Origin of the sequence: Prosthecobacter sp., from assembly GCF_049294395.1 — a bacterium.
Classification (GTDB): Bacteria; Verrucomicrobiota; Verrucomicrobiia; order Verrucomicrobiales; family Verrucomicrobiaceae; genus Prosthecobacter.
The window spans coordinates 1-8,845 of the sequence record NZ_JBAQCR010000034.1 but is presented as its reverse complement, the minus strand read 5'-3'; the positions used below and the strand labels follow the sequence as shown (position 1 = coordinate 8,845).

Sequence of the window (8,845 nt, the reverse complement as noted above, 5' to 3'; positions counted from 1 at the left end):
TCAACCACAGAGGCACGATGGACACAGAGGTTTGCAATCAAGACCGGCTTCAGATCTCTGCGCTCATCGTGCCTCTGTGGTGGATTCATTGCTGAGATACAGACCTGTTTTCAATTGATCGTGGTATCAGGGGCGGGGAGAGGGAGAACCGCTTTGGCGGTCTTGGAATTATCGGACAAGCACAATTTAAGCTCACTCGTCCAAACCGAGAGGCCGGAGCTTTTACTCTTCGCGGAGTTTCCGGCGCAGGGTGGCGCGATTCATTTTCATGGCGGTGGCGAGGCGGGTGGGCTTGCCGTCGAAGCGCTTGAGGAGGGTGTCGAGCATGGTGGCCTCCACCGTTTCGAGAAGGTCGTCATACGCGGGCATCACTTCATCGGTGCCGGTGGTCTTTTGATCCAGCCATGAGTGGATGGCACGTTTCATCGTTTCTTCGAGGTGATTGGATTCCTCGGTCTTGACGATGCTGGCAGGCAGATGATGGGGCAAAATGGTGCCGCCGCTGCAGACGGCGGCGGCGTGCGCCATGGCGGCTTTCAGTTCGCGCACATTGCCAGACCAGGTGTGGGCTTTGAGTGCAGCAAGAGCCTCAGCGGAGAGCACCTGCCCGCCGAGAAAGGAGACTGCCAAAGCGGGGATGTCCGAAGTGCGCTCGCGCAACGGGGGGAGGAGGACCTGAAGGACAGCGAGCGCGTAGAACAAGTCTTCACGCAGGTGAGGCGCGGCCTCCTGACTGGATGCGCTGAAGAGGCGGGCCTTGAGCATGCCAGAGCTGAGACGATGCATGAGCGCTGCCTGGAGGGGCTTTGACCACTCGCTGATTTCATCGAGAAAGAGGACGCCGTCACCTGCCTTGGCGATGGCTTCATCCAACGCGGCTTCGGCACGATCTTCGGACCATTCATCGGCGCGGAATATGACCAGCGGTTTTTCAGAGCGAGCACTGTGGCGATGAATGACCTGCGCGGCCAGGCTCTTGCCGCTGCCGGGGGGACCTTGCAGGAGGACGGGCGCATCGTTGCCACTGGCCTGGGCAATGACGGCGAACGCACGCTGCATGGGCTCGCTGTTGCCAATCATGGTGGTGTCTGCGCGCTGCTCAGTTTTTGCCGGTGCGAAGACTTCGCGGATGGCCCGCTGGATGTCGGCGAGATTGAGCGGCTTGAGAAAATACTCGCGAGCGCCGAGACGCTTTGCCTCAAGGGCGGTTTCCAGGGTGCCGTGGGCGGTGATGATCATCACCGGGGGCGGCTGTGGGAGAGACTGGATTTTTTCCAGCACCTTCAGGCCGCTCATGTCTGGGAGGCCTACATCTAGAATGATGAGCGCGAAGGATTGCGCCGCGAGCTTGTCGATCCCCCCCTGCCCTGATGCGGCCACGACGGGTGTGGCATCCAAACGGCGCACCACGGTGGAGAGTGCTGCGGCGAGGGCGTATTCGTCTTCGATGATGAGGATGGAGGGAGTCATGCGGGAAGCAAGGGGAGCAGCACGATGATCACTGCTCCGCCCTTGGGGTCATTTTGCAATTTTAAGGTGCCTCCATGTGCAGTGATGATGCTGGAGACGATGTTCAAGCCGACGCCCATGCCGCCTTCTTTTTCGGTGAAGAAGAGCTCGGTGCCCTGTGCCAGCGCGAGTTCGGAAAAACCGGTGCCGGAGTCGGCGAAGCGCAGCTCAAACCCTGACTCGGCGGGCTGGCCGCTGACAATGAGTCTGCCACCGCGAGGCATGGCCTGAATGGCATTGATCATGAGGTTTCGCACGGCCTGGGCGAGGCGCTGGGAATCGCCCATGATCCAGATGGGAGAGGGCAAATTGATTTCGACTTCAACGCCGGCATGACGGGCCTGAGCCTCGATGTTTCTGGCGACGCCGCGAATGCAGTCGGTGAGATCGAGCTTGGTGAGTTTGGGTGGGAGCGGATTCGCGAGGTGGAGCCACTGGTTCACGAGACCGGCGATGACTTCGGATTCGTTTTCGATGAGTTTGATGGCCTGGGCGTCTTCCTCATTCTGCGGGGTCATCAGCTGCGCGTGAAGCTGAATGGAGGCGAGCGGGTTTTTGATGTCGTGGGCGAGGCTGGTGGCGACAAGGCCGAGCATGGCGAGGCGCTCGGATTGAGCGCGCTTAAGGCGCTCGCGGACGAGGAGCCAGCCCATGAGGCCGGAGATGAGCCAGAAGGCGATGAAGGCATTGAGTGTGGCGGGATCGCGCAGAGACAGTGACGAGACCACCGGAGTGCGGGTGAAGATCATGTCGTTCTTTTCATCCAGCCGGATGGTGAGACGGTCTTCGGTGTTGGCGGGAGCTGTGCCTGCAGGGCGAAACTCGATCTGCATGCCGAGAAGCTGCTCCAGATCCTGCGCGAGTTTGCCGCTGCGCGGGAGATTCATGCGCCGCACAAATTCGGCATCGGCCTGGGCCAGGGCTTGGAAGAGGTGGTTGGACTCTTCGCGCTCGCGCTGACGCAGCCACGCGAGGAGCAACAGAGATCCCGCGATGATGAAGGCGAGAAAGCCGAGGCCGAGGGTGAGGCGGAGCTTGTGGGGAGAGGCGGACACTGCCTACGGTTCCGGCAGAGGAGCGCTTTTATCAATCGGCTTGTCTTCCCAGATGGCTTCGCCTGTGGTGGATTCGTAGGTGAGGATGCGGCTCTTGCTGCCGGGGACGGGGGCTTTGTCGATCTTGGGCAGCCATTTGGCGAGCTCGGTTTTTTTGGCGGTGTGCTCGGGAGCCTTGGCGAGATTGTTCCACTCGTTGGGATCGTTCTTCATGTCGTAGAGTTCTTCGCTGCCATCGGCGTAGCGGATGTAGCGCCAGTCCTGGGTGCGGATGGTGTGATTGCCCTGATTGTGGGTGGTGATGGCGGGCCACTCGCGGGGTGCGCTGGCGTCTTGAAACTGAGGGATGAGGCTGTGGCCTTCGAGGTCGGGACGGGCGGGGAGTTTGGCGAGGGCGAGGAGGGATGGGAAGATGTCGAGGAGTTCGACGGGGCTGGTGCAAACCTGACCGGGCTTGATGCCGGGGCCGGCGAAGATGAGGGGGACGCGGGTGCTGCGCTCCCAGAGGGTGTTTTTGCCGGTAATGAGTTTTTCGCCGAGATGCCAGCCATGATCGCCCCAGAGGACGATGATGGTGTTGTCCAAGCGGCCGGTGGCTTCGAGCTCGTGCATGAGGCGGCCGACCTGGCTGTCCATGAAGCTGACGCAAGCGAGGTAGGCGCGGACGAGGGGGCGCCATTCGTTGAATTTGCGCAGGGTGCTGAGGCGTGGCTCGGGGAGCTTCCAGTGGAGGAAGTCGGCGAACTTGGGGAGGTCGGCGCGGTCGTCTTCTTTGACGGGCGGCATCTGGAGAGTGGCGTCGGGATAGAGATCAAACCACTTCTGTGAGGCGAAGCAGGGGACGTGAGGGAGACGGAAGCCGGCGGCGATGAAGAAGGGCTTGTCTGCAGGGGCGCGCTTCAATGCATCGATGGCGGAGTCGGCGATTTTCCAGTCCGCGTTGTCTTCGTCTTTCTCAGGGAAGACGCCCCAATCCATGGCGAGATGGCGGTCCGGGCCGGGGAGATTGGCGATGGGGGTTTTGGGTTTCGGCATGGGGCCGCGATTGCCCCATTCGTTGAACTCGGCTTTTTGATCGCCGCCACGCATCGAGCCGTCGTGGTAGATTTTGCCGCTGTTGAAGGTGAAGTAACCTGCCTGCGTGAAGGTTTGCGGGAGGGTGATGTGTGTCTTTGTTTGCTCCACTTCGCGGATGCCGGGGGCGAGGCCATAGATGCCGGTGCTGGAGGGACGAAGGCCGGTGAGGAGCGAGCTGCGCGAAGGATTGCACAAGGGAGCCTGGCAGTGGGCACTGGAAAAGAGGGTGCCGCGCTTGGCGAGGGCGTCGATGGCAGGGGTCTTCACCTGCGGATGTCCGCCGAGGCAGCCGATCCAGTCGTTTTGATCATCGATGGCGATGAAGAGGACGTTGGGGCGCGAGTCAGCGGCGTGGACGGCGGCAGCGAGCAGGAATACGGAGCAGAGACTGAGCAACTTCATGGTCGGCTTCAAACGAAGCTCGACCGATGAAAATAGCAGCTTTAAGGAGCCACGTTTGGCACGAGGTGCTCGGCGGCTTTGGCGGCTTCGGCGCGGAGCTCAGGATTGAGATTTTTCTGCTCGAATTCGCGGCACCAGCCTTTGATCTCAAGCTCGTTGAAGATCTTGCCGATGACGCGGCGGAGGAGGCCTTTCAAATTGGGGAGTTCGACTTCCTGCAGGGAGCGGATGGCGGCTTCCTTGTAGCTTTCGAGGAGGGTCATGGCCTTCTCGTGGGCACCGCTGTCGAGGGCCCAATCGCGGATGGTGGCGTTGTCGGGCTTGATTTTGGCGACGCCGTTCCAGAGGGCTTCCATCTGGTCTTTGACTTCGCCTTTGCCTTTCTCACGCAGGAGGGAGAGGACGATGCTGGGGCGCATGTTCCATTCGTTGTCGGCTGCGGAATCTTCACCGAGATCGTCAAGGTCATCGCGGATCTGGTAGGCGATGCCGAGATTTTCGCTGTAGGTGTGGAGCACGTCGGCGCATTCATCGAGCTGGCTGGCGAGAGCGGCACCGACCTTGAGGGCGACTTCAAAGGCGGGGGCGGTTTTGCTGCGGAAGATTTCGAGCACCTGGGTGCTGCTGAGGGCGACGGGATGACGTGTCCAGAGGAGTTCGGCGCCCTGACCGATGCAGAGCTCGCGCTGACCTTCGGCGGCGACGAGGATGGCAGCGCTGCGGATGTGCGCGGCGGCATCGTTGTCGGCGAGGAGGCGATAGCCTTCACCGATGAGGAGGTCGCCGATGTTGAGGGCCACGGGGATGCCGTGCTCGGTGTGCAGGGTGGTTTCGCCGTAGCGTTCGGCGTCGCCGTCCTCGATGTCGTCGTGAACGAGGGAGGCTTTGTGGAAGATTTCGACGGCGATAGCGGCTTTCTTGACGGTGTCAGAGATGGGGCCTTCGGGGTCTTCGCGCAGGGCCTGGTAGGCGGCGACGGTGAGGAAAGGACGCCAGCGTTTGCCGGCACGTGCGAGCCACTCGCGGGCGATGTCGTCGCTGTGGCCACGGGAGGGGCCCATGAGTGCATTGAGCGACTCGATGGTGAACCAGGTTTTTACCTCGTCATGCAGCGCGTTGAGATTGAGGCGGCGGGTTTTGTCGTCGCTAGTGAGGTGGATGTAATCCCAGACCCAGTCGATATCGACGAGGGTGTCGATGCAGTCATCCTGAAGGAGGGGGACGGCGACGGCTGGAATGGCGGCGGCTTCGATGTAGGGGAAGGTGCGCTCAAGGACGGGCAGGCAGGAAATGCCGACGATGGCCTCGATCTTGCCGGTCTGGATGAGGGACATGACGATGGCGCTGCCTTCGGCGACGAGGACGGCGTAGCCGAGCTTTTCTGCCTCGTTTTGGAAATCCTGAATGGAGCAGAGGCCGCACTGCTTGCAGAGCAGGCCGAACTCATCAAAGGGGGCCGGGCATTTGCTTTCCACGCGAAGGCACTTCGGCATGAGCAGCAGACGCTTTTCAAACGGCACGGTGGCGAGGGATTCACGCCATGTTTCGTTGGCGAGAAGCACGCCGACGTAGTCGCGATGGATTTTGTCGATGGCGTGGATGGCGACGATCTTATCCGTGTGCTCCTGCAGATCAGCCAAGGGCACCGGGGGGACGAGTTTCTGCTCCTCGGCGTAGGCGCGAACCCAGCCCAAGATTTGATCACGATCCTGCTTGGTCTGCGGGATGTTTTTCTTCGGCTGGCGGATACGGCGGTTCAAACCGGGAATGGGCGGAGGAAGGGCGGCAGAACGGACGACGGCAGCGGACATGAGATAAAGGGGAAAGTGGCAGGATGCCGGATGAAATGAGTGGGCGGTTTAACCGTGTAAGAGGGGCTTAGTCTTGCAGATATTGCGCTAATGTGTGCGAATCTTGCGCCACGAGAGGATACGGACTGGCTGCAGAAGTCGTTTAGCAGCGGCAAAAACCAACCTCAAACCACCGTGCCACGACCACTTTTGGGCGTGTTTTTCTTGGGCTTGGTCTCTGGAAGGCCTTCGTCCTGGAGAATGGTGTCCTGTGGAAGGGGCTCAGCACCTTCTTCGCCTTTGGGTTCAGGCTCGGCGAACGGGGTGGCCTTTTGGTAAAGTTTGAGACGTGTGTCGAACTCCTCCTGCAACTTTTTACGATCTTCGTCGGGCAGGTCTTTGTCTTCCTTGAGGAGGGCGATGCAGCGCTTCTGCCAGAGCTCGGCTTCTTTGAATTCGCCGTTGCGGGCGAGAGCAGCAGCCATGGTGTCGATCATTTCATAAGGCTGCTCATCGCTCTGGACGACTTCGGCCACGAGCTTCAAGGCACGCCGGGCGAGCAGGACGGCGCTTTCGCCATTGTGGAGATTGTCCTCCGGGCAGGTGGCCAGGAACCAGGCGAGATTGTTGGAGGCCCAAGGGTCTTCGGAGCGGGCAGCACGGCGATACCAAGCTCCGGCACGGCGATAGTCCACGGGCAGGCCCTGGCCGGTGTAGTAGAGATTGGCCAGGCGAGTCATGGCGGGAACGAAGTCCTGCTGAGCTGCTTTGAGGTACCAAAGCGCTGCCTTAGCGGAGCTTTTGTCAATGCCGTCGCCACGTTCGAGCTTTGAAGCATAGGCGGTCTGCGAAGGGGGATTTCCCTGATCGGCGGCTTTTTTGAACCACTCCGCCGCTTTGACCACGTCTTTCTTCACGCCTTTGCCTTCTTCATACATGGCGGCCAGACTGTGCTGCGAGAGGGCAAAGCCGAGTTCAGCGGAGCTGCGGTACCACTCCGCTGCCTTGGCGAGATCCTTTTTCACACCGACACCGTCTTCATAGAGAGTGCCCAGAACATGCTGCGCGCGCAGGTGCTTCTGCCTGGCGGCCTTCTCGACGGACTTCACGCCTTCTTCGAGATTTTTCTTCAAGCCTTCACCCGTGAGCATGCGCAGACCCAGCTCGAACTGAGCGTCGGCATCACCGCGATCGGCCCAGTCTCGCAGATCCTTTTCATCGATGCGCTGAGTCTGCTGCGCCATGAGAGTGGAAGCAGCAAACAGCAAAGCAACGAGGAGGCCGGCAAGGAGGGGGGATGAGGACGCATGCTTCATGGAGCGAAATTACGTCTGGCCGGGGCCGTCTCAACCATCAAAATGCAGGTGCTCAGTAAATTGGCGGCACATCACCCGCGATGAGCGGCAGGCCAGATGGCCGCAAAAACTCGCCTCAAGGCGATGGCTCTTCACCTGAAAGAGTGAAAAACCGCCACCCATGTCAAGCCCGTGCTTGCAGTTTATGTTGGGCCGCCGTTTTGACAAAACGCAGTGCCTGTGCATGAATTACCTCGCAGCCGAAGCTGCCATTCCTTCCAGAATGGTGGCGCGGGGGACCCAAAAACCCTGAGTCGAAAGACGCAGGGCGGGGCGAAGGAAGGTGGGCAACCACCGACCAGTCCACTTCCAAGGACCAGTCCGACAGCTAACCTCGCAGGCGACATTGGAAGGGCGATCCTATGCCCGTCGCGAGTGCGCCGGGACATGGTCTCCCCAGAACCACCGCACCCGCGAGTGGACGGGAAACCGTCCGCACACCGGGGGCCTTCGAGACCCATACCCATGAACTGCCAAGAGAACCAAAGACCCGTTACTGAGGGCTTGGTCAATCAATCTGCCCGGGGCGCGCCGCCACCGACCTTTCCACCCCTGAGCTGGATTCACGTAATCCGCCAGCCGGACCGAGAAACACAAGACCTGGATGCAGAGCAGGCGCTGAGCGCTGCTGACCAAGAAAGCGCCCTGCTCCGCCACGCCGAATAACCCACCTGCTGAAACTCCATTTCCAAAATCTGAAATCATCATGACTCATCACCATTTCAAAGCCCCCTGGGGCCGCACTTTGCTCATCATTTCCATTCTCACGACGTTCGTGATGCTTGGGATTGCCATCACGCTCAGCCTCGGCCGGCAAACACCGGGATTCATCAGCCTGCCTGCACTGCCCACACGTGCGCTGTCAGCCGTCGTTGTGCTGCTCATTCCTCTTGGAGCACTGCCGTTCATCATTCGCGGCTATGTCATCACCAAGGACGGCATCCTCATCAAACGCCTGTGGTGGAACACCGTGCTGCCATTTGAGGAAATGAGTTCTGTCGAAGTGGAACCGCTCGCGCTGTGCCACAGCTTGCGCACGTGTGGCAATGGCGGCCTGTATTCTTTCACCGGCTACTACTGGAACAGGCAGCTTGGGCACTTCCGCGCCTACGTCACAGATCTGAACCGCACCGTCATCGTGCGCATGAAGAACCGCACGGCGGTGCTCTCCCCTGACGATCCCGAGGCTTTTGCCCGTGCCGTCACCACCCGCCTCCATGCCTGAACCCGTTTGAACTCCTGAACCCTGATTTTTTTTATCTCCATCATGAACTCCATTCTCTTATTTGCTTACGAGCACTGGCTCATCACGCTCTCAGTCCTCGGCGTGGTCATTCTCTACTTTGTCTCCTGCGTTTACATTCCGGAGAGCAAAGTCGGCGTGGTCATCAAACGCTTTGCCTTCAAAAACCTGCCTCCCGGTGAGATCATCGCCCTCCATGGTGAAGCAGGTTACCAAGCCGACACGCTGGCCCCGGGACTGCACTTTGGTTTCTGGATCGTGCAGTACCACATCGAGAAAGTGCCCATGGTCAGAGTCCCGCAGGGGGAGCTGGCATTGATCGTCGCGAAAACCGGCGCCGCCATTCCACCCGGCCGCATCCTGGCACGCACGGTGGATTGTGACCACTTCCAGGATGCCCGTGCCTTTCTCAAA

Annotated in this window: 6 protein-coding genes, 1 pseudogene and 1 riboswitch; of the genes and pseudogenes, 2 read left to right on the top strand and 5 right to left on the bottom strand. The window is 60.2% G+C overall.

Annotated features, from left to right (window positions below; all coding sequences use genetic code 11):
- Positions 1-222: 222 nt before the first annotated feature.
- The 5 genes from WAW39_RS02280 to WAW39_RS02260 form a co-directional block, all read right to left on the bottom strand.
- Positions 223-1,470: a sigma-54-dependent transcriptional regulator gene (locus WAW39_RS02280; RefSeq protein ID WP_422315346.1), complete on the bottom strand. Its 1,248-nt coding sequence runs from the start codon at positions 1,468-1,470 to the stop codon at positions 223-225.
- Positions 1,467-2,564 carry a sensor histidine kinase gene (locus WAW39_RS02275; RefSeq protein ID WP_422315344.1) on the bottom strand — a complete coding sequence of 366 codons (1,098 nt, stop codon included), beginning with the start codon at positions 2,562-2,564 and terminating at the stop codon, positions 1,467-1,469. The genes WAW39_RS02280 and WAW39_RS02275 overlap by 4 nt, the downstream gene beginning before the upstream one ends.
- A 3-nt stretch (positions 2,565-2,567) precedes the next feature.
- Complete coding sequence (locus WAW39_RS02270; RefSeq protein WP_422315342.1) at positions 2,568-4,043, bottom strand: sulfatase; 1,476 nt, start codon at positions 4,041-4,043, stop codon at positions 2,568-2,570.
- A gap of 41 nt (positions 4,044-4,084) precedes the next feature.
- A complete protein-coding gene (locus tag WAW39_RS02265; protein ID WP_422315340.1) occupies positions 4,085-5,854 on the bottom strand; it encodes a polyprenyl synthetase family protein in 1,770 nt (589 codons plus the stop codon).
- Positions 5,855-6,018: 164 nt separating this feature from the next.
- On the bottom strand, positions 6,019-7,149 hold the full coding sequence (locus WAW39_RS02260) for a tetratricopeptide repeat protein (protein ID WP_422315338.1): 1,131 nt from the start codon (positions 7,147-7,149) through the stop codon (positions 6,019-6,021).
- A 227-nt stretch (positions 7,150-7,376) separates the two neighbouring features.
- Positions 7,377-7,546, top strand: a riboswitch (cyclic di-AMP (ydaO/yuaA leader).
- Positions 7,547-7,894: 348 nt separating this feature from the next.
- Here WAW39_RS02260 and WAW39_RS02255 point away from each other — a divergent pair.
- Both WAW39_RS02255 and WAW39_RS02250 read left to right on the top strand, forming a co-directional pair.
- A complete protein-coding gene (locus WAW39_RS02255) occupies positions 7,895-8,413 on the top strand; it encodes a PH domain-containing protein (protein WP_422315336.1) in 519 nt (172 codons plus the stop codon).
- 42 nt (positions 8,414-8,455) lie between these two features.
- A pseudogene (locus WAW39_RS02250) lies at positions 8,456-8,845 on the top strand (flotillin family protein); the annotation flags it as partial.

Bases quoted from the DNA above. Each gene is read 5' to 3' on its own strand.
- WAW39_RS02280 (WP_422315346.1), bottom strand. From the start codon at position 1,470: ATGACTCCCTCCATCCTCATCATCGAAGACGAATACGCCCTCGCCGCA.
- WAW39_RS02270 (WP_422315342.1), bottom strand. From the start codon at position 4,043: ATGAAGTTGCTCAGTCTCTGCTCCGTATTCCTGCTCGCTGCCGCCGTC.
- WAW39_RS02260 (WP_422315338.1), bottom strand. From the start codon at position 7,149: ATGAAGCATGCGTCCTCATCCCCCCTCCTTGCCGGCCTCCTCGTTGCT.
- WAW39_RS02255 (WP_422315336.1), top strand. From the start codon at position 7,895: ATGACTCATCACCATTTCAAAGCCCCCTGGGGCCGCACTTTGCTCATC.
- WAW39_RS02265 (WP_422315340.1), bottom strand. From the start codon at position 5,854: ATGTCCGCTGCCGTCGTCCGTTCTGCCGCCCTTCCTCCGCCCATTCCC.